The organism is Kutzneria sp. NPDC052558 (assembly GCF_044547355.1).
GTDB lineage: Bacteria > Actinomycetota > Actinomycetes > Mycobacteriales > Pseudonocardiaceae > Kutzneria.
On sequence record NZ_JBIUAG010000039.1, the window covers coordinates 66,332 to 88,760 of the forward strand.

Annotated in this window: 18 protein-coding genes; 9 read left to right on the forward strand and 9 right to left on the reverse strand. The window is 71.8% G+C overall.

What is annotated here, in order from left to right:
- Window positions 1-4: 4 nt before the first annotated feature.
- Entirely contained in the window at window positions 5-901 is an 897-nt protein-coding gene (locus tag ACIG5F_RS42525; RefSeq protein WP_396525915.1) for an SGNH/GDSL hydrolase family protein, read from the reverse strand.
- Between the two features lie 74 nt (window positions 902-975).
- Here ACIG5F_RS42525 and ACIG5F_RS42530 point away from each other — a divergent pair, with 74 nt between their 5' ends.
- Genes ACIG5F_RS42530 through ACIG5F_RS42540 form a run of 3 tightly spaced genes read left to right on the forward strand, consistent with a single transcriptional unit; the run spans window position 976 to window position 4,799 of the window.
- Window positions 976-1,593 carry a TetR/AcrR family transcriptional regulator gene (locus ACIG5F_RS42530; RefSeq protein ID WP_396525916.1) on the forward strand — a complete coding sequence of 206 codons (618 nt, stop codon included), beginning with the start codon at window positions 976-978 and terminating at the stop codon, window positions 1,591-1,593.
- A gap of 37 nt (window positions 1,594-1,630) precedes the next feature.
- Window positions 1,631-3,115, forward strand: a complete 1,485-nt coding sequence (locus tag ACIG5F_RS42535) for a carboxylesterase/lipase family protein (RefSeq protein ID WP_396525917.1) — start codon at window positions 1,631-1,633, stop codon at window positions 3,113-3,115.
- Between the two features lie 46 nt (window positions 3,116-3,161).
- A complete protein-coding gene (locus tag ACIG5F_RS42540) occupies window positions 3,162-4,799 on the forward strand; it encodes a long-chain-fatty-acid--CoA ligase (RefSeq protein WP_396525918.1) in 1,638 nt (545 codons plus the stop codon).
- Window positions 4,800-4,881: 82 nt separating this feature from the next.
- On the opposite strand, the gene ACIG5F_RS42545 is transcribed toward ACIG5F_RS42540, so the two are convergent.
- The 8 genes from ACIG5F_RS42545 to ACIG5F_RS42580 all read right to left on the reverse strand — a co-directional run bounded on the left by ACIG5F_RS42545 (window position 4,882) and on the right by ACIG5F_RS42580 (window position 13,459).
- Window positions 4,882-5,601 carry an anti-sigma factor domain-containing protein gene (locus ACIG5F_RS42545; protein WP_396525919.1) on the reverse strand — a complete coding sequence of 240 codons (720 nt, stop codon included), beginning with the start codon at window positions 5,599-5,601 and terminating at the stop codon, window positions 4,882-4,884.
- On the reverse strand, window positions 5,601-6,191 hold the full coding sequence (locus tag ACIG5F_RS42550; RefSeq protein ID WP_396525920.1) for a sigma-70 family RNA polymerase sigma factor: 591 nt from the start codon (window positions 6,189-6,191) through the stop codon (window positions 5,601-5,603). Before ACIG5F_RS42550 ends, ACIG5F_RS42545 begins: the two co-directional genes overlap by 1 nt.
- Before the next feature lie 69 nt (window positions 6,192-6,260).
- On the reverse strand, window positions 6,261-6,899 hold the full coding sequence (locus ACIG5F_RS42555) for a fasciclin domain-containing protein (RefSeq protein WP_396525921.1): 639 nt from the start codon (window positions 6,897-6,899) through the stop codon (window positions 6,261-6,263).
- Window positions 6,900-7,034: 135 nt separating this feature from the next.
- Window positions 7,035-8,531: a molybdopterin-dependent oxidoreductase gene (locus ACIG5F_RS42560; protein ID WP_396525922.1), complete on the reverse strand. Its 1,497-nt coding sequence runs from the start codon at window positions 8,529-8,531 to the stop codon at window positions 7,035-7,037.
- Window positions 8,532-8,817: 286 nt separating this feature from the next.
- On the reverse strand, window positions 8,818-9,822 hold the full coding sequence (locus tag ACIG5F_RS42565) for a LacI family DNA-binding transcriptional regulator (RefSeq protein WP_396525923.1): 1,005 nt from the start codon (window positions 9,820-9,822) through the stop codon (window positions 8,818-8,820).
- Complete coding sequence (locus tag ACIG5F_RS42570; RefSeq protein ID WP_396525924.1) at window positions 9,819-11,255, reverse strand: NAD-dependent succinate-semialdehyde dehydrogenase; 1,437 nt, start codon at window positions 11,253-11,255, stop codon at window positions 9,819-9,821. Before ACIG5F_RS42570 ends, ACIG5F_RS42565 begins: the two co-directional genes overlap by 4 nt.
- A 10-nt stretch (window positions 11,256-11,265) precedes the next feature.
- Window positions 11,266-12,507 (reverse strand): M24 family metallopeptidase, encoded by a 1,242-nt coding sequence (locus ACIG5F_RS42575; RefSeq protein ID WP_396525925.1) that lies wholly within the window; start codon window positions 12,505-12,507, stop codon window positions 11,266-11,268.
- Entirely contained in the window at window positions 12,500-13,459 is a 960-nt protein-coding gene (locus tag ACIG5F_RS42580) for an NAD(P)-dependent oxidoreductase (protein WP_396525926.1), read from the reverse strand. Before ACIG5F_RS42580 ends, ACIG5F_RS42575 begins: the two co-directional genes overlap by 8 nt.
- A gap of 143 nt (window positions 13,460-13,602) precedes the next feature.
- Between ACIG5F_RS42580 and ACIG5F_RS42585 the strand changes: the two genes are divergently transcribed.
- The 6 genes from ACIG5F_RS42585 to ACIG5F_RS42610 all read left to right on the forward strand — a co-directional run bounded on the left by ACIG5F_RS42585 (window position 13,603) and on the right by ACIG5F_RS42610 (window position 22,164).
- The gene (locus tag ACIG5F_RS42585) at window positions 13,603-13,749 is read left to right on the forward strand and encodes a hypothetical protein (RefSeq protein WP_396525927.1); all 147 of its coding nucleotides are present in this window, start codon (window positions 13,603-13,605) and stop codon (window positions 13,747-13,749) included.
- Entirely contained in the window at window positions 13,736-14,335 is a 600-nt protein-coding gene (locus ACIG5F_RS42590) for a TetR/AcrR family transcriptional regulator (protein ID WP_396525928.1), read from the forward strand. Before ACIG5F_RS42585 ends, ACIG5F_RS42590 begins: the two co-directional genes overlap by 14 nt.
- 116 nt (window positions 14,336-14,451) lie before the next feature.
- Window positions 14,452-16,035: an FAD-dependent monooxygenase gene (locus ACIG5F_RS42595; RefSeq protein ID WP_396525929.1), complete on the forward strand. Its 1,584-nt coding sequence runs from the start codon at window positions 14,452-14,454 to the stop codon at window positions 16,033-16,035.
- A 231-nt stretch (window positions 16,036-16,266) separates the two neighbouring features.
- Window positions 16,267-18,918 carry an AAA family ATPase gene (locus ACIG5F_RS42600; protein ID WP_396525930.1) on the forward strand — a complete coding sequence of 884 codons (2,652 nt, stop codon included), beginning with the start codon at window positions 16,267-16,269 and terminating at the stop codon, window positions 18,916-18,918.
- Window positions 18,915-21,440 (forward strand): AAA family ATPase, encoded by a 2,526-nt coding sequence (locus tag ACIG5F_RS42605; RefSeq protein ID WP_396525931.1) that lies wholly within the window; start codon window positions 18,915-18,917, stop codon window positions 21,438-21,440. Before ACIG5F_RS42600 ends, ACIG5F_RS42605 begins: the two co-directional genes overlap by 4 nt.
- A 40-nt stretch (window positions 21,441-21,480) precedes the next feature.
- Window positions 21,481-22,164: an alpha/beta fold hydrolase gene (locus ACIG5F_RS42610; protein WP_396525932.1), complete on the forward strand. Its 684-nt coding sequence runs from the start codon at window positions 21,481-21,483 to the stop codon at window positions 22,162-22,164.
- Window positions 22,165-22,429: the final 265 nt, after the last annotated feature.

The window sequence follows — 22,429 nt, forward strand, 5'->3', positions numbered from 1 at the left end:
GAGCCTACTGCCCCAGGTGCTCCAGCAGAATGCGCGCGAAGTTGCGCTCGCCGAGCCAGGTCGGGTGCAGCGGCACGGGGCCGAGGGTGGTGCCGGGCAGCACGACGTTGACCCAGTTCTGCGTGAGGTGGCAGCCGTCGTGGCCGACGCCGGGGGCGACGAAGTCGACGTACTCGGCGTTGTGCTGGGCGGCGACCGCCTTGGTGACCTCGCCGAGCTGGTTGACCAGGCCCTGGATGTAGTCGGCGTCACGCGGCCACACCGGCTGGAGCGGGTAGCAGCCGCCGGGCTGGATGTAGTTGGCGTAGCTGGTGATCACGATGCGGGCGTGCGGGGCCTTCTGGTGCACGGTGTCGAGCACGGCGGCCAGGTGCGGGGCCTCGGCGGCGACGGCCTCGGCCCCGCGGTCGACGCCGCCGGCGGTCGCGGTGTCCTTGCAAGAGGTGCCGTTCGGCTCCGGCAGCAGGTTGAGGCAGGTCAGGGCGAGGCTGGCCAGCCCGATGTCGTTGGCGCCGATGGAGATCGTCACCAGCGTGGTGGTCGGCGTCACCGCCCCGATCTGGATCGGCACGCTCGGACTGATCGGCAGGTCGGGCTTCTGCGGCGTGGCAAGGATGTTGTCGGTCGTCGCGCCGCTGCACGTGACGTCACGGAAGGTCTTGGCCTGCAACGCCTTCGCCACCAGGTGGGCGTAGTCCACCGTGGACTGTAGGCATGGGTCGAAATGGTATCCGTCCTGCGGCAGCAGCAGCGGGCCGGCGGCGAAGGAGTCGCCGAGGGCCACGTACTCGGTGTTGAGCGGGTACTCGTCGGCGACGGCCGGGCCGGCGGTGGCCAGCAGTGCGCCGACGGCGGCCAGCACGGCCAGGCCTCGCGCTCGGACGGACGACACAGGGAACACGGGGCCTCCCACGCTGGAGCCTTACACACCGTAGGTTTCGGACCGTAGGCTACATGGTGTAACCTCGTCAACCGATGCCAAGCAAAAGCACTGTCGGCGGTTACCGACACGGCCGCGTCCCCCGCGCGGTCCGTGAGCAACAGCTGCTCGACCTGGCCGAACCGCTGTTCATCGAGCACGGCTACGCCGGCTTCTCGATCGAGGACCTGTGCCAGGCGGCCAAGGTCAGCCGGCCCGTCGTCTACGACCACTTCGGCACCAAGGACGGCATCTACCTGGCCTGCCTGCGCCGTATCCGGGACGAGCTCGACGCCGTGCTGGTCGCCGCCGCCGGGCCGAGCCCGGCCACCGCGGCCGAGGCCATCGAGCAGGCGGCGGACGCGTTCTTCGCGATCATCGAGCGCGACCCGCGGCGCTGGTCCCTGGTCTACGGCGGCACGACCGTGCTCACCGGCCCCATCGCCGACGACCTGTACGCGCTGCGCTCCCGCACCATCGACCGCATCGCCGACGTCGTCACCCGCTTCGCGCCGACCGCGGGCGCGGAGGCGATCGCCACCTACGCCCACTTCATCTCCGGCGCCGCCGAGCAGCTCGGACGCTGGTGGCTGCGCAACCCGGACACCCCCCGCGACCGCGTCGTCGCCAACTACGTCGCGTTCGCGACCGGGGCCTTAGGCCAGCTGCGCTGAGCCGAGATCCGCCGCCGCCGTTCACCCGGGAGCACCGTTGTCCACTGAACCCGTCGTCACCACAGCGCATGGAGATGTCCGCGGCCTGGCCGCCGAGGGAGTGCTCGCCTTCAAGGGCATCCCCTACGCCGCCCCGCCCGTCGGCCCGAACCGCTTCCAGCCACCGCAACCGCCGCAGCCGTGGGCCACCCCGCTGGACGCCACCGAGTACGGGCCGACCGCGCCGCAGGCGCCCCTGGATCCGGCGCTGGCCGGCGTGATCCCCAAGGTCGTCCGCCCCGGCGACGACTACCTCAACCTCAACGTCTGGACCCCGGACCTGGCTGGCGACCGGCCGGTCATGGTCTACATCCACGGCGGCTCGTTCACCAGCGGCTCCGGCTCCATCCCCGGCTACAACGGGGCCCGCTTCGCCCGCGACGGCGTGGTGCTGGTGACCATCAACTACCGGCTCGGCGCGGACGGCTTCCTGTGGTTCGGCGAGGGCACGCCCAACCTCGGCCTGCTCGACCAGATCGCCGCTCTGACGTGGGTCCGCGACAACGTCGCCGGCTTCGGCGGGGATCCGGGCAACGTCACCGTCTTCGGCGAGTCGGCCGGGGCGATGAGCGTGTGCGCGCTGCTGGCCATGCCCGCCGCCGAGGGCCTGTTCCACCGAGCCATCGCCGAGTCGGGCTCCGCCCACATCTCGCTCAGCCCGGACAACGCCGCGCTGATCGGCAAGCGGCTGGCCCACAAGCTGGGGGTCGAGCCGACCCGTGAGGCCGTCGCCGCCGTGCCGACGGACCTGCTGATCGCCGCGCAGACGGAGCTCGACCACGAAATGGTCACCAAGCCGCTCAAGTCGCTGTGGGGCGAGGCCGCGCTCAACGTGGTTCCGCTGCCCTTCGAACCCGTGGTGGACGGCGAGCTGTTGCCGGCCGCGCCGATCACCCGTATCGCCGAGGGCGCGAGCGCCGGCGTCCAGGTCATGATCGGCACCACCGCCGAGGAGGCCCGGCTGTTCCTGGTGCCGACCGGGGCCATCTCGAAGATCAACAACCTGATCCTGGACGGCGCGGCGGTGCGCTACCGGCTGCCGATGCCCCACGCCCTGCGCCAGTACCGCGCCGACCGCCACGGCGCCACGGCCGGCGACCTGTTCTCCGCGCTGGTGACGGACTATCTGTTCTGGATCCCAGCGCTCCGGCTGGCCGAGGCCCACCCCGGCGCCCATGTGTACGAGTTCGCCTGGCGTTCGCCGGCCTACGACAACACGCTCGGGGCCTGCCACATCGCCGAACTCCCCTACGTGTTCGACAATCTCGACGAGCCCGGCTTCGCCACGCTGCTCGGCGACAACCCGCCGCAGAAGCTGGCCGACGCCATGCACAGGGCCTGGATCGACTTCGCCACCACCGGCGATCCCGGCTGGCCGGCCTACAGCCCCGAGCACCGCGTCGCCATGCGCTTCGACGTCGACTCGGCCACCACCGTCGACGAGCGGGCCGCGGAGCGCGTGCTCTGGGACGGCCTGCGCTGAAACTTGTTCTAGAGCGCGACTCAACAGTCGTTGTACGGTAAGGGTTGTGTCAGCCACGACGCCTACCGTCACCGAGCTGTTGCTGGCCAGGGCGGTCGACGAGCGCCCGGGCCTGCGGTTCGAGGACGCCACCTGGTCCTGGGCCGACCACGTCCGACAGGCGGCGGCCTACGCGGCGGCCTTCGAGGCGTTACGCCGGCCCGGGGCGCCCTTCCACATCGGCATCCTGGCCGACAACCGGCCGGAGTTCTCCTTCGCCCTGGCCGGGTCGGCGCTGTCCGGCGCGGTCCTGGTCGGGCTGAATCCGACCAGACGGGGCGCGGCCCTGGCCCGGGACGTCCGGTTGGCCGACTGCCAGCTGGTCCTCACCGAGGCCCGGCACGCGGGCCTGCTGGCCGGACTGGATCTCGGCCTCGCCCCGGACCGGGTCCTCGACCTGGACTCCCCCGGCTGGCGGGAAACCGTGGCCGCGCATGAGGACGCAGCCCTGACGCCGGTCCTGGCCACCCCGGACGACCTGCTGATGCTGATCTTCACCTCCGGCACCAGCGGCGATCCCAAGGCGGTCCGCTGCACCCACGGCAAGATCGCCTTCCCCGGCCGGATGCTGGCCGACCGGTTCGCACTGTCCACATCGGACACGGTCTACCTGTCGATGCCGATGTTCCACTCCAACGCGATCATGGCCGGCTGGGCGGTCGGGCTGGCCGCCGGGGCGACGCTGGCGCTGCGCCGCCGGTTCTCCGCCTCCGGGTTCCTGCCCGACGTGCGGGCTTTCGGGGCCACCTATGCCAATTACGTCGGCCGTCCGCTGTCGTACGTGCTGGCGACCCCCGAGGCCGAGGACGACGCCGACAATCCGCTGTGCCTGGTGTACGGCAACGAGGGCGCCGAAGCCGATCTCAGGAGGTTCGCCGAGCGGTTCGACTGCCTGGTGATCGACGCCTTCGGCTCGACCGAGGGCGGCGTGGCCATCGCCCGCACCCCCGACACCCCGCCCGGCGCGCTCGGCGCGCTTCCCGAGGGCACCGTGATCCTCGATCCGGACACCGGAAAACCCTGTCCCCCGGCCGAGTTCGGCCCGGACGGCCGGCTGCTCAACGCCGAGCAGGCCGTCGGCGAGTTCGTCAACACCGACGGTCCCGGCTGGTTCGCCGGCTACTACGGGGATCCCGAGGCCACCGAGTCCCGGCTTCGCGACGGCTGGTACCACAGCGGCGACCTCGGCTACGCCGACCGGGACGGCTACTGCTACTTCGCCGGCCGCACCGGCGACTGGATGCGCGTGGACGGCGAGAACCTCGGCGCCGCGCCGATCGAGCGGATCCTGGCCCGACATCCGGGCATCGCCGAGGTCGCCGTGTACGCGATCCCCGATCCCACCGTGGGCGACCAGGTGATGGCCGCCGTCGTGCCGCGGGCCGAGCTCGATCCCGCCGACTTCGCCGCGTTCCTCGCCGCCCAGCCCGATCTGGGCCCCAAGCAGCTGCCCCGCTACGTCCGGATCGCCGACGCCCTGCCCCGCACCGCGACGTACAAGGTGGTCAAACGCATTCTGGCCGCCCAGGGCATCGACTGCGGAGATCCCGTCTGGCGCCGGTCCGGCCCGGACTACCTGCCGCTGAGCGGCAGCAGCGACGTCAGCGGGCCGCGCGGCGGTCAAGCAGGACGGCGCCGGCGGTGATCGCCGCGCCCGCCGCCTCCCAGATGGCCGTGCCCGGGTACGACTTCGGCGCGCGGAACACGGACCTGGCTCTGGCGACATCTCACGCCGAGGCGCCGCTGGCGACGACGTCCGTCGGCTTGGCGGGCATGGATCGTCCCGGCTCCAGGGAAATCGCAAACCGGGTCAGGGCCCGGGCGCTCGCCGGCCAGCTGACCACGATCGGCGCGAGACTGCCGGCCGGGACATCGAACGCGGTCAGCGCCGCCGGACCGGAATCCTCCAGCCCCCAGGCGACATAGTGCTGGTTGGCGGCATTGGGCGCGAGGCCGAGCGGCACGACCACCGTCCCTTGTGGACCGGCGATCAGCATGGCGGCCGGCTTGCCGCCGGCGTTGGTCAGCACCGCCCGCCGCGCCGCCGGGTCGCCGACGATCGACTGCACCATCGCGTCGGCCGACACCTGTGCGTGCAACTGGCTGACCTGTATCCCCAGCACGGTTGTCGCGCCGCCGAGCACGACCACCACCGCCGCCGCGGCGGCCAACAGTGCACGGCCGCGATGCCGCCGCCGAGCGGCCGTGTGGATCGGCACCGCGCCGCTGATCTCGGCCAGCAGACGGGCCCGCAACGCTGGTGGTGGCTCGTGTCGCGGAACCGCCTCCGCGAGCAGGGCCCCGACCCGTTCGGTCTCCCGCACCGTCCGTCGACACTCCACGCAGGTCGCGAGGTGTTGGCGCACAGCGTGTTCCTCCGTGGGCCCCAGCGCGTAGAGCGCCCAGCCCACCGCGTTCTCCTTGTGCGGGCAGCGGACCGCGTCCATCACCACACTTCCAATCCGTCGTGCCGCCGGCCCAACCCGGCCAACAGGTCCCGAAGTCGTTTGATCCCGGCGAAAGTCCGGGACTTGACGGTGCCCAGCGGCAGCCCCGTGATCGCCGACACCTCGGCCTGCGTGTAGCCGCCGAGATAGGCCAGGCCGATGACCTGGCGCTGCTCGGCCGACAACTCGTCGAGCGCCTTGCGGACCAGGCCGCCGACCACGTTGGTCATCGCCCGCTCGTCGGCCCCGGCCTCGGCCGGCAGCACCCCGTCGGCGAACTCGTCCATGCCGAGCAGGTGGCGCCGGCGGTGGCTCGACTGCCGGCGCACCACGTCGACCGAGCGGTGGTGCACCAGCATCAGCAGCCACGAGGCAAAGCCGCCCCGCGCCGGGTCGAAGCGGCCAGGATCCTTCCACACCACCAGAAACGCCTCCTGGACCGCCTCATCGGCGAAGTCCGGGTCCACACACACCCGGCGGGCCAGCGAGTAGGCCTGGCGGCTGTAGCGGTCGTACAGCGCCGCGAACGCCCGCTGGTCGCCGGCGGCCACCGCCGCGAGCAGCTCGGCGTCGACGGTCTCCGGGTCCATGCGGATCGTCACCTCGGTCGGGCGGAAGCCCCCGGTGTCGGGGGCTTCCGCAGGCGATATGAGCATCACTCAGCTCGCGGGGGTGAGCACCTTGTCGATGACGAACACGGTGGCGTTGCCGGTGGGGATGTTGCCGCACAGCACCTTCGCGTCGTTCACCATGACGCCGGAGGTCTTGTCCCCGGTGATCTTCACGGTCCCGCCCTGGAGCGTCTTCTCCGAGCCGGCGGCGATCAGGCCGTCGGCGTCCATGCGGGTGGGCAGCACGTGGTACTGCAGGATCGGCGCGAGGGTGGCCGGGTCCTTGGCCAGGGCGGCGAACTTGTCCGCGCCCAGCGCGTCGAAGGCCGGGTCGTACGGCGCGAACACGGTGATCGCCTTCTGCGAGTTCAGGGTGTCGCCCAGGTTCGCCGCGCCGACCGCGGCGACCAGCTTGGTCAGCAGCGGGTTGTTGCTGGCGGCGGTGGCCACCGGGTCGCTGGCCATGCCGTTGAGGGAGCCCTTGCCGCTGCTGGGAATCTGCCCGCAGGCCGGGCCGAAGGTGTCGCTGGTCTTGGTCACGCCGTCCGAAGCCGAGCTCATGGTGGTGGTCGGCGAGGCCGACGTGGTGGTGGTGCTCGCGGTGGTGGACCCCGTTCCGCAGGCGGCCAGGGACGCTCCGGCCACGGTGACGGCGGCCAGGGCGGCGACACGGGAGAAAGTGCGCATGCGAAATCACTCCAGGATTGACGGAAAAGGAATGCCCCGCCTGATCGGGGGGCATCGTCGGTATCTGTCACAGCGTTCGGGCGGTCCCGGTCCGGCGGTTCGACCCGTTCGGTAACGCTTCGGTCACGGACCGGATCAGGCCGTGGTGAACACGATCGTGTGCCAGCCGGTGGCCCCGTCGGGAATCGGGCCGACGCGGTCGCGGGTCTGGGCGTAGCCGGTGCTGTCGGTGGCGCGGGAGATCACGGTGTGGGTGCCCGGCTTCAGGTCGTAGACCTTGCGCCACATCCGCCACGTCTCGTTGTTCACGCTGACCGCGAGGTCGGCCTCCTGCCACGGGCCGCCGTCCATCTGGAGCTCGACCTTGGCGATTCCCCTGGTCTGCGCCCACGCGACGCCCGCCACCGTGACCTTGCCGGACGGCAGGGCCTGCAATCCCCGCGGCACGTCGATCCGGGACTCGGTCTTGATCGGCGCCCGCGGCGAGTAGCCGCGTGGCACCCAGTACTGCTGCTTCGCGGCGAACGTGGTGAGCTCGATGTCCTTGAGCCACTTGGTCGCCGAGGCGTAGCCGTAGATACCGGGCACCACCAGCCGCGCCGGAAACCCGTGCTCCGGTGGCAGAGCCTGGCCGTTCATCCCCACCGCCAGCATCGCGTCCCGACCGGGATCCAACACCGACGCCACCGGGCTCCCGGCGCTGTAACCGTCCACACTGGACGAGAGAATCTGATCGGCTTCCGGTCTGACCCCGGCCCGGGACAACAGGTCCCGCAGCAGCACGCCCGTGAAGTTGGCCGTCGACACGTACGGGCCACCGACCTCATTGGACACACAGGTCATGGTGATCGTCCGGGTCACCAGCTCCATGGCCATGATGTCGGCGAAGGTGAGATTCAGCTCGCGGTCAACCAGGCCGTGCACCCGCAGTGTCCAGTGCTCGGCCCGCAACTGCGGCACCGACAACGCCGTGTCCACCCGGTAGAACTCGGCGTTCGGGGTCAGGAAGGTCGGCGTGCCGTCCCGCGCGAAGTCCGTGCCGCCGGGAATCTGCGGCAGCCGCTGCCCGGCCAGCATCGCGGTCACCTTGGCCCGCGAACTCTCCACGTCCACCCGGCCGACCAGCAACCGCCCGGCCACGCCGGCCACTCCGATGCCGGCCACCGTTGCCAGCGAGCCGAGCAGGAACCGCCGCCGTCCGACATCCACGTCCTCAACGCGGGCCAGCCGGTGCAACCACCGGAACACCGCCACCCCCGCGACCAGGCTGGCCAGCGGCGCGACCACCGCGACCGGCGTCAGGTTCGGGCGGAAGCACACCGCCACCACGCCGAGACCGCCCAGCACCACCGCGAACGCAGTCCCCGGCGTCGGCGACCGCCGCGACCACACCCCCGCCGCCGCGGCCACCGCCAGCAGGAACGCCCCCATTCCCGCCAGCAGCACCAGCTTGTCGTACGTCCCGAACGTCCTGACCGCGAAGTCCTTCAACGGCAGCGGAGTCAGGTCGATCGCGCTGTTGCCCACGGCCAGAAACGGCGAGGCGTCCGGGGCCACGAACGCCGCCACCACATCCCCGACCGCCAGCGCCACCCCCACCCCGAGCACGCCCACCACAACCGCGACCAGCATCGGCAATCCACGGGAACGTTCGTCCATACGCCACGTTCGCCCCCCACCCACCCCCCGGTTCACCACCAAGTACCCCGCCCCCGCCGCCCTTACGCCAGGATTAGGACCGATACTGGCGGCGGCCTGGCCCTCGGGTGGCCGGCTCGACGGCGATGACTCGCCCGGCCGCGTCGGTGCTGAGCTGGTCGGACGCCGACGTGGTGGTGGCGTCGGCCAGGCCGCCCGCGATCAGGGAGGACGCGGCCAGCGCGGCCGCCGGGGCGGCGGCTTATGTCCGATGTGCCGCTTACGGCCGGTCCTCCCGGCGACGGGCGGTCGAAGCGCGGGACACGAGCTCGACCGGCAGCACGATTCGCTTGGCCGGGGCGGCGGGATCGCCGATGCGGGCCATCAGCAGCCGGGCCGCCTCCAGGCCGATGTCGTAGTGCGGGATCCGCACGGTGGTCAGGGCCGGTCGTTGCCGGTCCACAAAGGGAATGTCGTTGAAGCCGGTCACCGACACGTCCTCGGGCACCCGCAAACCCCGGGACGCCAGCGCCGCGTAGCAGCCGAGGGCGATCAGGTCGTTGCCGGCCACGATCGCCGTCAGATCCGGCCCGGCATCCAGCAGCCGCAAGGTCGCGGCATGGCCGGCGTCCTCGGAAAAGGCATCAGCAAAGGCGATTCGCTTCGCAGGCGCGTCGGCCGCCGCCACGAACGCCCGGTACCGCTCCCAGCCGGTCGACAGCGTCTGAGGGCCGGCGACGTGTCCGATGTGGGTGTGCCCGAGGTCGGTCAGCAGGCGGACGATCGCCTGCACGCCGGCGGCGTTGTCGGCGGTCACCGACGGGACAGAGCCGGAGTCTGCGCGACGATTGACCAGAACCGTTGGCATGCCGGCGGAAAAGGTGTCATCGCGGCGGCTCGTGGCCAGGATGAAGCCGTCGGTCCGCTGGCCGCGCATGGCCGCCAGCAGCTCGCGGGCCCGCTCGGGGTCGCCGTCGGTGTTGCCCAGCAGCGCCAGGTAGCCGGCTTCCCGCAGGCCGTCCTCGACGCCGCGCACGATCGGCGGGAACACCGGGTTGCGCAGGTCGGGGATGATCACGCCGGCCACCGACGACGTCCGGGTCCGCAGGCTGCGGGCGGCGGAGTTGGGCGAGTAGCCCAACACCCGCGCCGCCTCCAGAACCCGGCTCACCGTGCGGGCGCTGACCTTGCCGCGAGTGGCCGGGTTCAACGCGCGGCTGGCGGTGCCGGCGTGCACCCCGACCCGGTCGGCGACGTCCTTGATCGTCGGAACGCCGTCACTCATCCCCACGACACGGCGATGTACTTGGACTCGGTGTACTCCAGCAGGCCCTCGTGCCCACCCTCCCGGCCGAGGCCGCTCTGCTTGACCCCGCCGAACGGCGCGGCCGGCTCGGACACCAGGCCGCGGTTGAGGCCGACCATGCCCGACTCCAACGCCTCCGACACGCGCAGGCCCCGCGCCAGATCGCCGGTGTACACATAGGACACCAGGCCGTGCTCGGTGTCGTTGGCCAGCCGCACGGCCTCGGCCTCGTCGTCGAAGGTGACCAGCGGGGCCACCGGCCCGAAGATCTCCTCGTCGAGAATGGCCGCGTCGGCCGGCACGTCGGCGAGAACCGTTGCCGGGTAGTAGAAACCGGTGCCCTCCGGCCGTTCGCCGCCGATCAGCGGGCGCGCGCCGACGGCGACCGCCGACTCGACCAGTTCGTCGACCTTGTCCACGGCGGCGGCGTTGACCAGCGGCCCCAGCTCGACCGCCGGGTCGTCGCCGGGGCCGACCCGCAGGCCGCCCATGCGCTCGGCCAGCCGCCGGCCGAACTCGTCGGCGATGCCGCGCTGCACGAAGAACCGGTTGGCGGCGGTGCAGGCCTGCCCGCCGTTGCGCATCTTGGCGACCATCGCGCCGTCGATCGCCGCGTCGATGTCGGCGTCGTCGAAGACGAGGAACGGGGCGTTGCCGCCCAGTTCCATCGACGTGCTCACGACGCTCTGGGCAGCCGTGGCCAGCAGGGTGCGGCCGACCTCGGTGGAGCCGGTGAAGGACAGCTTGCGGACGCGGGGATCGGCCAGCATCGCCGATACCACGGCCCCGGACCGGGTGGAGGGCACCACGTTCACCGTGCCGGCCGGCGCGCCCGCCTCCTCCAGGATCGCCGCGATCGCCAGCGCCGTCAGCGGGGTCTCGCTGGCCGGCTTGAGGATCACGGTGCAGCCGGCGGCCAGCGCCGGGCCGATCTTGCGGGTGGCCATCGCCGCCGGGAAGTTCCACGGCGTCACCAGCACGCTCACGCCGATCGGCTGGCGCAGCACGACAATCCGGTTGGCCCCGCCGGGTGCGGTCTGCACGGTGCCGGCGACCCGCACGGCTTCCTCGGCGTACCAACGGAAGAACTCGGCGGCGTAGGTGAGCTCGCCCTTGGCGTCCGGCAGGGCCTTGCCGTTCTCCCGCACGATCAGCGCCGCCAGCTCGTCGGCCCGCTCGTGCATCAGCGCGAAAGCCCGTTGCAGCACATCGGCCCGGGCCCGGGGCGATGTCGCCGCCCAGGCCGGCAGCGCGGCGGCGGCCGCGTCGACGGCCGCCAGTCCATCTTGGACGGTCCCGTTCGCCACCGTGGCCAGGGTCTGCTCGGTCGCCGGGTCGAGCACCGTGATCCGCGTGCCGTCGCCGGACTCGCGCCACTGGCCACCGATGAACAGCTCTTCGGGGTATTTCACGGTTTTCTCCTCAGTAGGGGTTGGCGACGAACAGCTCCTGGGCCGGGAACCTGGTCAGCACCGCCGCGCCGTTCTCGGTCACCACGACCTCCTCCTCAATGCGGGCGGCGGAGAAGCCGTCGCTGGCCGGGCAGTAGGTCTCCAGCGCGAACACCATGCCCGGCCGGATCTCCACCGGGTTGGCGATGCTGTTGAGGCGGGAGATGATCGGCCGCTCGTGCAGGCCCAGCCCCAGCCCGTGGCCGAACTGGAGGCCGAAGGCGGCCATCTCGTCGGCGAACCCGAACTCGGTGGCCGCCGGCCACACCCGGGCGATGTCGTCGGTGCCCACGCCCGGCTTCACCGCCTCGATCGCCGCGTCCATCCACTGGCGGGCCTTGGTGTAGGCGTCGCGCTGCGACGCGGTCGCGCTGCCCACGCCGAAGGTCCGGTAGTAGCAGGTGCGGTATCCGTTGTAGGACTGGATGATGTCGAAGAAGGCCTGGTCCCCGGGCCGGATGATGCGGTCGGAGAAGTTGTGCGGGTGGGGGTTGCAGCGCTCGCCCGACACCGCGTTGATCGCCTCGACCTGGTCCGAGCCCATCTCGTAGAGGCGCTTGTTGGCCAGCGCCACGATCTCGTTCTCCCGCACGCCCGGCTTGAGCGCCTCGACGATGTCCTGGTAGACCCCGTCGACCATGGCCGCGGCCTGGGACAGCAGGGTGATCTCGTCCACGGACTTGATCTCCCGGGCGTCCAGCATCAGCTGCTGCGCGTCCACGACCTTGAGGCCCTGCCGCTGCATCTCGAACAGGAACGGCGGCTCCACGATGTCCACGCCCACCGGCGCGTCGGCCACGCCGGCCTGGGTCAGCAGGTCCTTGATCTGCGTGACGGCGTCGCGCATCAGGCCCGCCTCGGGCGCGATCGCGCCGCGCAGGCCCAGCATGCCAGCCCGGCAGTTCTCCGGCTCCAGCCAAGGAGAGTAGAGTTGGTGGTGCCGCGCCGCCGACCCGAAGTCCCACAACATCGGCTCGCCGTCCCGGGTCAGCAGGGCGTACCGCGTCATCTTGTCGCCGAGCGCGCCGCCGATCCAGGTCTGCGTGGTGTAGCGGATGTTGTAGAAGTCGAACAGCAGGAACGCCCCGCATTCGCTGCCGGCCAATGATTCCCTGGCCCGCGCCAGCCGGTGCCGCCGCAGCCGGGCGAAGTCCACCCGCTGCTCGAAGTCGACGGCGCCGTGCCCCGGCGCCGGAATCGGCCGCTCACTCATCGACGTTCGCCTCCTTGTCGGGGGTCAGGCCGTCGTCCACGTCCGCGTGCTCCGACTTCAGCACCAACCCCGACCGCCGGGCCTGCTCCAACACCAGCGTCGCGAAGTCCTCCTCGGTATGCCCCGCCCCCACCGCCGACGCCACCAGCTGAGCCGTCGCCGACGCGATCGGCATCGGCGCCTCCAATGCCCGCGCCGCCGCCAACCCCAGATCAAAGTCCTTACGCAGCAACGGCATCGTGAACGTGGGCGTGAAGTCCAGATTCACCAGCGCCGGCGACTTGTACCGCGTGAACACCGACCCCAGCACCGAGTCGTTCAGAAACTCCAGAAACGCCGCCCGACTCACCCCACCCTTCTCCGCCAACACCGTGATCTCGGCCAGCGACTGGATCACCACCCCCAGGAACACGTTGTGGGCGATCTTCACCAACCGCGCCACCTCGTCCTCCCCCACATACGTCACGCCCCGGCCCAACACCCCCAGCACCGGCTCCACCTCGTCGAACACGGCCCGCGGGCCCGACACCGCCAACGTCAGCTTCCCCGCCGCCACCACCTTCGGATTCCCGCTGACCGGCGCCGCCAGCAACTCCGTCCCCCGCTTGCGCGCCGCCACCCGCACCGCCGCCGACGCCTCCGCCGACACCGTCGAGGAATCGATCAACACCCGCGGCGCGACCTCGGGATCGGTGAACAAGCCGTCCTCCCCCGAGGTCACCTGCTCCAGGTCCGCCGACGCCGCCACCATCGTGAACACGACATCCCGCCCGGCCAGCTCCACCGGCCGCTCCACCACCGACGCGCCCACCTCGGCCAACGCCTCCGCCTTGGACCGCGTCCGGTTGTAGACCGCCACGTCGTGGCCGGCGGCCAGCAGCCGCTTCACCAGCTCCGCGCCCATCCGACCCGCGCCGATCCAGCCGATCCTGATCCCGTCCGCCGTGCCCATGTCGCGCACCTCCGCCTTGCAATCGATTGCATCCAGACTGCCCAGTCACTACGGTGAAGTCAAGCAAGGGCAAGCGATTCCACCCATGCGAACGACGAACATCACATGCGCAGGGTGCCGCGGCGCACACGATCGGGCCCGACGTGTTCGAGGTCGACGCGCTCGGCTCTGACTTCGCCTTCATCGGCTACGAACTGTCGTCCGCGCCGGCCGCGCTGACCAGCTCCGATCGGGGCTCGACACTAAGCTGGCGCGGTGGGACCACGGGACAGCGCCATGACACTGCGTGAGATGAAGATGGAGCGCACCCGCGACCTGATCGGCGAGGTCGCGTTCACGCTCTTTCGCGACAAGGGGTTCGCGGCGACGACGGTCGAGGAGATCGCCGCCGCGGCCGAGGTCGGCGCGCGCACGGTGTACCGGCACTATCCGACCAAGGAGATGCTGGTGCTGAGCAGCTTCGGGAAGATGTTCGACACCGCGCTGCTCGATCTGCGGGCCTGCCCCGAGGACACCCCCGTGCCGGAGGTCCTGCGCGTCATCCTGGACAGCGTGCTCCAGTCGCACCTCGACCGGGCAGAACCACTGCTGACGGCGTACCGGATCGCCAAGGAGAACCAGCCGGTGCTGGCCCATTTCACCCTCACCATGCGGGAGTGGCAGCGGGAACTCCAGCGGGACGTGGCCCGGCGGATCGGCGGCCGCAGCGCCGACATCGTCGCCGAGATGGCCGTGGCGGTGACCGCCGCGGTGTTCACCACGGCGTTCCACCAGTGGTTCGAGCAGGATGGGCGGGCGGACCTGCGCCACCTGACCCGCGTGGTGCTCGAACTGACGCGGTCGGGCGAGGTGCCCGCGCCGGCGCCGCTGGCCTGAGGTCGTTCCACTCGGCGAGACGGGGGTCACTCCACCCAGATTGGCGGCAGTGACTGCCACATGGCAGACTGAGCCTCATGGCAGTCACTGCCGCCAATCGTCTGGGGAGTGATGACATGACTGACGAGAAGGTTCCGGTGCTGATCGTGGGCGGCGCCTACACGGGACTGAGCGCCGCGCTGGGCCTGGCCATGCGCGGCGTGCGGCCGCTGCTGGCCGAGCGCCGGCCGACCACGTCGACGCTGCCGAAGGCCTGGGGCCTCAACACCAGGACGATCGAGCTGCTCTCGACCGTTCCCGGCGTCGGCGAGGACCTCCGCGCCGCCCAGGAGGGCATGGAGCTGCCACAGTTCCGCAGCGGCCCCACCCTGGCCGCCACGCAGCCGCTCCCGGTCGACGAAGCCGCCGCCGCGCGGCTGGCCCTGCTGGCCGAGCTGACGCCGGCGCCGCCGTGCCTGCTGTCCCAGGCGACCATCGAGAAGATCATGCGGGCCAGGGCCGAGAAGCTCGGCGCGGATCTGCGCTACGGCACCGAAGTCGTCTCGTGGACGCAGGACGCCGACGGGGTCACCGCGACGCTGCGCGACGCCGACGGCGAACGCACCGTGCGGGCCGACTACATGGTGGCCGCCGACGGGCACACCAGCCCGATCCGCACCAGCCTCGGCATCGGCCTCGAAGGCGGCGGCCAGGTCGGCCACCTCTACGTGATCACCTTCGAGGCCGACCTGTCGGCCTACCTCGAGCCGGGCCGGTTCTCCCTGATCGGGCGGCCGGGAACCGGCACGAGCATCATCTACGACGGCACGACCACCACCCTCTGGGTCGACTACTTCCCCGAGAACGGCGAGACCGAGGCCGACTTCACCGAGCAGCGCTGCCTGGAGCGGGTCCGGGCCGCCGTCGGCGTGCCGGACCTGGAGTGCCGCATCGTCAACGCGCGGCCGTTCGCGCTCAACCACCAGCTGGCCGAGCGGTACCGGGAGGGCCGCGTGATCCTGGCCGGCGACGCGGCGCACGCCTGCCCGCCGGTCGGCGGCCAGGGCGGCAGCCTCGCCATCCAGGACGGCTACGACGTGGCGTGGCGGCTCAGCCTAGTCGTGACCGGCCAGGCCGGTCCGGCGCTGCTGGACACCTACCAGGCCGAGCGGCGGCCGATCGTCAACATCACGCTGGAGCGCGAGGTCGAGCTGCTGAAGGTGTCCGAGGGCCGCATCCTGGCGACCTTCGACGAGACGCAGCCGGTGCCCACGGTCAAGGAGTTCCTCGGGTTCCGCTACCACTCGTCGGCCGTGCTCGCCGAGCCCGGCGACGACGGCGGCTTGCAGGAGGACCCCACGGCCGCGGTCGGCCGCCCCGGCACCCGCGCGCCGCACGTGCGTCTGCTGCGCGATGGTCAGCCGCTGTCCACGCACAACCTGTTCGGGCACGGCTTCGTGCTGCTGACCGACACCGACGGGGCCGCGTGGGCCGACGCCGCGGCCAAGGTCGCCGAGCGGCTCGGCGTCGAGGTCGCTGTGCAGCGGATCGGCGACGAGCTCCAGGACGTCGACGGCGCCTGGCACGGCCGCTACGGCATCGAGCCCGGCGGCGCTTCGCTGGTGCGCCCGGACGCGGTCATCGCCTGGCGGGCCAAGAAACCGGTCGCCAGCCCGGTGAACGAACTCGACCAGGCCCTGACCGCGATCCTGGCGCGCTGACCGCTCCCGAACGGTGCTGGACGGCGGCCGGGCGGAATCGACGCTGTTTCCGCCCGGCCATCCCCTCGGGCCGGCGAGCGGTTCGAGGACGGGCACTGGCACTTCGACCCGCGGCGGCAACTCGGCGTGATCCGCCGGCGCGGACCTCGACGTGCGACGAATGTTGCCCGTATCGGCGGCCACAAGCCGCCCAACTGGCGGAATTGTTATTCCGAATCGTAGCCTGGGCGCATGTCCGCCGACGGTGTGCTCGGCCGCGAACCGGACCTGGCCGTGCTGGCCGGGTTTCTCGGAGTGTGCGCGGTGGACACGGCGGCGCTGGTGCTGTCCGGGGACGCGGGCGTGGGCAAGTCGGCCCTGCTCGACCTGACGGCGGCCGACGCCCGGACCCGCGGATTCCGAGTGCTGAGGGCCTCGGGCGCGGAGTTCGAGCAGGACATCGCCTTCGCCGGCCTACACCAGCTGCTCAGCCCGCTCCTCACCGAGCGGACCGGCCCGCTCGCCGTGACGTTGGGCATGGCCAAGGGCACGCCACCGAGCCGGGCCGAGGTGGTCGACGCGGTGATCGAGGTGCTCGACCCGCTGCGGCCGGTGCTCGTCGTCGTGGACGACCTGCACTGGATCGATCGGCCCAGCGCCATGGTGCTGGAGGACGTGGTCCGGCGAAGACCGTTGCGCCAGGCCGGTTTCCTGTTCGCGGTGCGGGGCAGCCAACATGTCGATGGCGCCGGCAGCTTCCGGGTGCGGCCGCTGGCCGAGGAGGCGGCGACGGCGGTCCTGCGCGAGCGGTTCCCGGCCATGGCCGAGCAGGTGCGACGGCGACTGGTGGCCGAGGCGCAGGGAAATCCGTTGGCGCTGCTGGAACTTCCGGTGCAATTGTCGCCGGAGCAGTGGCGTGGGAGCAGGTCGCTGCCGGAGACGCTGCCGCTGGGCGAACGTCTGCGGGAGGTGTTCGCGACCCGGGTCAGCGCCCTGCCGGAACGAGCTCGGCAGGCACTGCTGCTGGCCGCGCTGGAGAAGCCGGCCCCGCTGGATCCGGCCGAGACCGAGGACCTGGCCCCGGCCGTGCGGGCCGGCCTGGTCGGCGTCACCGACGGCGAGGTCGTGTTCCGGCATCCGCTGACCCGCTCGGCGGTCGTCGCGCTGTCGACCAGCGCCGAACGCCGGCAGGCGCACGCCACGCTGGCCGAACGGCTGCGAGATCGCCCGGACCGGCACATCTGGCACCTCGCGCGCACGGCCGTCGCACCGGACGCGCACATCGCCGCCCTGCTCGACCAGGCGGCCGAGCGGACGCGCCGCCGCGGCGACACCGCCGGCGCGGTCACCGCGCTGCTCCGGGCCGCCGAGCTCAGCCCCACCGGCGCCGCACGCGGCCGCCGGCTGGTCGAGGCCGCGTACATCGGTGCGGTGGCCGGCGGCGATCTCCGCCGCGTCCCCCGTCTCCTCGACGACGCCCGCCGCTGCCTCGACAATCCCGAGCCGCCACTGGTCAGCGCCGTGACGGCCGCCCACTACCTGCTGCTCAGCGGCGAAGGCGACATCGACACCGCGCATCGTCTGCTGGTCGCCGCGCTGGACATGCGGCCGGACGCGGCCGACGACACCGCGGTCGAGGCCGTGACGACGCTGGGCTGGGTCTGCTACTTCGGCGGCCGAGCCGAACTGTGGGCGGCCTTCCACCGCATCGTCGGCCGCTGGGCGGAGGTCCCGCACCTGGTGACGCTGTTGGGGGCGTTCCTGGGCGATCCGGCCCGCGCCGCGCTGCCCCGGCTGGCCGAGCTCGACGACGCCATCGCCGCCCTGGACGAGCACGTGCCACCGATCGCGCTGATCCGCACCAGCCTCGCCGCGATCTTCGTCGACCGTCTGCCGGCCTGCCGGGAACGCCTGTTCCGGTTGCGTGCGCAGGCCGATCAGGCGGCCACGATCCGGCTGCACACGTTGTCGCTGCTCAGCCTGGAACGGCTCACCGCCGGGGCCTGGGACGAGGCCCTCGAACTCGCCGACGAGCAGGTGCGCCTGGCCGAGGAACACGGCTACGCCCTCCTGCGCAGTTTCGGGCTCTACACGCAGGCCATGGTCGCCGCCGGGCGCGGCGACGATCGCACGGTTGTCGACGTCACCAACCGGATGCTGGGGTGGGCGGCCCCGCGCGGAGTGCTGCTGGTGGGCCGGATCGCCAGACAGGCCTTGACCCTGGCCGCGCTCGGCCGAGGCGACTTCGACGCCGCGTACCGGCACGCCAGCTCGGTGTCGCCGCCGGGCACGCTCCCGTCCCACGTCCCCCACGCCCTGTGGTTCGTGCTGGACCTGACCGAGGCGGCGCTCGGCACCGGCCGGCCGGAGGAGGCCCGAACGCATGTCGCCGCCGCCCGGGCCGTGCGGCTGGAGGCGATCTCGCCGCGCTACGGCCTCTTGGTGGACGGGGCGGACGCGATGTCGGACCCGGACAACGACACGGCGCTGGCCCGGTTCGACGAGGTGCTGGCCCGGCCGGAGGTGCGTGACCATCCGTTCGAGCACGCGAGAATCCTGCTGCGCCACGGCGAACGCCTGCGGCGGGCCCGGATGAACCGGCAGGCCCGCGACCAGCTGGAACGGGCCGGCGAGATCTTCGCCGAACTCGGGGCCAAGGACTGGCTCGACCGGGCCGGCCGCGAGCTCCAGCCGGCCGGCCAGAACCGCCGGGCCGCCGCGCTGACCGCGCAGCAGCGCACGATCGTCGAGCTGGCCGCCGAGGGGCTGACCAACAAGCAGATCGCGCAACGGCTGTTCCTGTCCTCCCGCACCGTCGGAAACCAGCTCTACCAGGCGTTTCCCAAGCTCGGCGTGACCTCGCGGGCCGGGCTGCGCGACGCCATGCGCGGTGATCGCGAATGACGCTGTTCGGACGGGCCGAGGAGATCGGCCTCCTGCACCGCTTTGTCGAGGAAGCGGCCGACGGCGGGCGAGCGCTGGTGGTGCGCGGCGAGCCCGGGGTCGGCAAGACCGCATTGCTGGACGAGGCCGCCGCCCACGCCGAGGCGCGGGGCGTCGCGGTGCGGCGGGTCGCCGGCGCGGAGTTCTCGGCGACAGAGGACTTCGCGGCCCTGACCCGGCTCGGGCTCCCGGTCGCGTCGTCGAGCCGGCTGGCCGTCGCTCACGGTGTGCTCACCGCGCTGGCCGAGGCCGCGCCGGTGCTGCTGATCGTGGACGATCTCCAGTGGATCGACCGGGCGAGCGCGCAGGTGCTCGCGTTCGTCGCGCGGCGGATTGCCGACTCCGGCATAGGAATCCTCGGCGCGGCCCGCTTCGACGGCGGCGGGTTCCCTACTGTCGATCTGTCGCCGATCGACCAGCGTAGCGCGATTTCCTTGCTGAAGTACCACTTTCCGGCCATGCCCGAGCGCGTGCGGCGGCGGCTGGCCGAGGAGTCGGAAGGCAATCCGTTGGCGCTGCTGGAATTGCCGACCGCGCTGACTCCGTGGCAGCGCACCACGGTCGGCGCGCTGCCCGACGTGCTGCCGTTGAGCAGAAGGCTGCGAGACGCCTTTTCCTCACGTGTCATAGGACTCCCGGCGGCAACCCGGTCGTTGTTGCTGGTGGCGGCTCTGTCCGGCGACAACGCCGTCCTCGCCGACACGACGGGGCTCGCGCCGGCCGAACGGCTGGGACTGGTGCGGATCGACGAGACCACCGGGCAGTTGTCGTTCAGCCATCCGCTGATCCGCGCCGCCGTGGTGGAGCTGGCGTCCGAAGTGGAACGCCGCGAGGTGCACCGTCGGCTCGGGCATCTCACGGAGGCGGCCGGTCCCGACGAGCGCATGGCCCGGCTGCTCGGAGAGTCCGCGCACACCAAGGTGCGGCGGGGATCTCCGGTCGACGCAATCGGCGATCTGTTGCGCGCCGCCGACCTGAGCCCGACCACCCGGGACACGCGGCTGGCCGAGGCCGCGTACCTGAGCACCGCCGTCACCGGGGATCTCGACAGCGCCCCGCACCTGCTCGCGCAGACGACCGAGTCCTCGCTGACCGTCGGCCTGGCCCGGGCCAGCCAGTCGCTGCACCACTTCGGCGACGTCGCCGCCGCCCGGCGGCTGCTCACCGCCGCGCTGAAGCAGGCCCCCGACCCGACCGACGGGACCGATCGGACGCTGCTCGAAGCCATCTGCCACCTGGCGCAGATCTCGGCGTTCGACGGGCAGTGGTCGCATTTCCACGAGGCCGTCGGCCGCCTGTGCCCACGGCCGGAGCTGCTGGCGATCATCGAGTCGACCTACGCCGATCCGGCGCGGTGCGGCACGGCAATGCTGGACCGGCTGGACACCGTGCTCGCGGGCCTGTCCCGCGCGGTCAATCCGGCCCGCATCGTGCGGGTCGCGATCGCCGCGACCTACGTCGATCGCCTGCCGGCCTGCCGGACCGCACTCCGCCGGGTCGTCAGCCACGGCCGGGACGGCGGCCCGGTCGCCTCCGCGATCGAGGCGATGTTCCTGCTCGGCCAGGACGCGTTCCGAGCCGGCCAGTGGGACGAGGCGCGATCCCTCGCCGAGGAGGGGCTCGACCTGTGCGCGCGGCACGGCTACCAGTTGTTGGCCTGGCCGGGCCGTTTCCTCGACGCCCTGATCGCCGCCGCGCGGGGCGATCGCGACCGGGTGGAAGCCCGTATCCGCCGGATGGACGACTGGGCGGGTGGCCTGGCGCATCAGTACGCGTGCCACGTGCGGGTGCTCGATGCCTTGGGACGCCGTGAGTTCGAGGCCGCTTATCGTTTCGGGACCGCGATCACTCCGACCGGCCGGCTGGCGTCCCATGCCCCGCACGCGCTCTGGACGATCCTCGACCTCGTCGAGGCGGCGGTGCGAACAGGGCGGCACGCCGAGGCTCTCGCCCACGCGGCTTCTGGGCAGGAAATCCGGGCTGTGTCGGCGCGGTTCGAGTTCGTCGGACGGGTCGCGACGGCCCTGGCTGGGCGGGACGACGCGATGTTCGCCGAGGTGCTGGCCGCCGACGGGCTGGACCGGTGGCCGTTCGAGCTGGCCCGGGCCGAGCTGTACCACGGCGAAATCCTGCGCCGGCAACGGAAACCCGGGCCGGCCGGCGCGCGACTGACTGCTGCGGCGGAACGGTTCGAGCGCCTCGGGGCGCTGCCGTGGGCCGCCCGGGCCCGGACCGAGCTGCGGGCGGCCGGGACCCGCGCGCTGCCGCCGAAAGCCGTCGTGCTGACGTCCCAGCAACGCGAGATCGTCACCCTGGCGGCGGCCGGGCTGACCAACAAACAGATCGGCGCGCAGCTGTACCTGTCGCCACGGACCGTCGGCGCCCACCTGTACCAACTGTTCCCCAAACTCGGCGTCACCACCCGAGCCGCGCTGCGTGACGCCCTGACCACCCTCGGCGAAGGCGACGCCACAGTCATTTGACTCAATCGACATGTCCGCTCGCGGAACTAGGTTCGTCGCCATGAGCGCACGGAATGTTGTTCTGGTACATGGTGGATTCGTCGACGGATCGGGCTGGGAGAAGGTCCACAACCTGCTGGTGCGCGACGGCTACACCGTGAGCGTCGTGCAGAACCCGACGCTGTCGCTGGCCGGAGACGCCACCGTCACCCGCCAGGTCCTCGACCAGCAGGACGGCCCCACAGTGCTGGTCGGCCACTCCTACGGCGGCGCAGTCATCAGCGAGGCCGGCACCCACCCGAGTGTCGCCGCGCTCGTCTACATCACCGCCTTCGCCCCCGACAAGGGCGAATCCGTCAACACCCTCATCGCCGACCCGCCCCCCGGCGCACCGGTGCCGCCCATCCTGCCCCCGCAGGACGGATTCCTGTTCCTGGACAAGGAGAAGTTCCACGACTCCTTCGCCGGCGACGTCACCCCCGAACGGGCCCGGTTCCTGGCCGACTCCCAGGTCCCGTGGGGCGTCGACGCCCTCGCCGGGCAGATCAGCGAGCCGGCATGGCGGGTCAAGCCCAGCTGGTACCTCGTCGCCACCGACGACCGCATGATCCCGCCCCCGGCCCAGCGCGCCATGGCCGAACGCGCCGGGGCGACGGTGTCGGACATCGCGGGGAGCCACGCTATCTACGAATCCCAGCCTGAGGCGGTGGTTGAGGTCGTTCGGCAGGCTGCTGAGGCGGTTTGAGGGTTATGGTTGGTTGTGGGATGCCGTCTGGAGGGTTCCGGGCGGCATTCCTGTTTTGGTGGGGTGGTGGTGTGGGTGGGTGGGTGGGTGGGTGTGGTTGTGGGGTGTGCTTTGGGTGCCCGCGCCGCGCGGTTGCCGTGGGGGTGGGGATTGCGGTGAGAGGTGGGGGCGTTGTTCGGCTGGGGGTGGGGGGCGTTATCCAGGCTACTCCGGGTGGATTTTGCGCGGAGACCTCTGGGCGATGGCGTATCAAGGCGCTATCGGG

What these genes read in the sequence shown, in the direction of transcription:
- ACIG5F_RS42530 (WP_396525916.1), top strand. Translation starts at nt 976, where the DNA reads ATGCCAAGCAAAAGCACTGTCGGCGGTTACCGACACGGCCGCGTCCCC.
- ACIG5F_RS42545 (WP_396525919.1), bottom strand. Translation starts at nt 5,601, where the DNA reads ATGGACGCGGTCCGCTGCCCGCACAAGGAGAACGCGGTGGGCTGGGCG.
- ACIG5F_RS42550 (WP_396525920.1), bottom strand. Translation starts at nt 6,191, where the DNA reads ATGGACCCGGAGACCGTCGACGCCGAGCTGCTCGCGGCGGTGGCCGCC.
- ACIG5F_RS42555 (WP_396525921.1), bottom strand. Translation starts at nt 6,899, where the DNA reads ATGCGCACTTTCTCCCGTGTCGCCGCCCTGGCCGCCGTCACCGTGGCC.
- ACIG5F_RS42560 (WP_396525922.1), bottom strand. Translation starts at nt 8,531, where the DNA reads ATGCTGGTCGCGGTTGTGGTGGGCGTGCTCGGGGTGGGGGTGGCGCTG.
- ACIG5F_RS42565 (WP_396525923.1), bottom strand. Translation starts at nt 9,822, where the DNA reads ATGAGTGACGGCGTTCCGACGATCAAGGACGTCGCCGACCGGGTCGGG.
- ACIG5F_RS42575 (WP_396525925.1), bottom strand. Translation starts at nt 12,507, where the DNA reads ATGAGTGAGCGGCCGATTCCGGCGCCGGGGCACGGCGCCGTCGACTTC.
- ACIG5F_RS42580 (WP_396525926.1), bottom strand. Translation starts at nt 13,459, where the DNA reads ATGGGCACGGCGGACGGGATCAGGATCGGCTGGATCGGCGCGGGTCGG.
- ACIG5F_RS42590 (WP_396525928.1), top strand. Translation starts at nt 13,736, where the DNA reads ATGACACTGCGTGAGATGAAGATGGAGCGCACCCGCGACCTGATCGGC.
- ACIG5F_RS42595 (WP_396525929.1), top strand. Translation starts at nt 14,452, where the DNA reads ATGACTGACGAGAAGGTTCCGGTGCTGATCGTGGGCGGCGCCTACACG.
- ACIG5F_RS42600 (WP_396525930.1), top strand. Translation starts at nt 16,267, where the DNA reads ATGTCCGCCGACGGTGTGCTCGGCCGCGAACCGGACCTGGCCGTGCTG.
- ACIG5F_RS42605 (WP_396525931.1), top strand. Translation starts at nt 18,915, where the DNA reads ATGACGCTGTTCGGACGGGCCGAGGAGATCGGCCTCCTGCACCGCTTT.
- ACIG5F_RS42610 (WP_396525932.1), top strand. Translation starts at nt 21,481, where the DNA reads ATGAGCGCACGGAATGTTGTTCTGGTACATGGTGGATTCGTCGACGGA.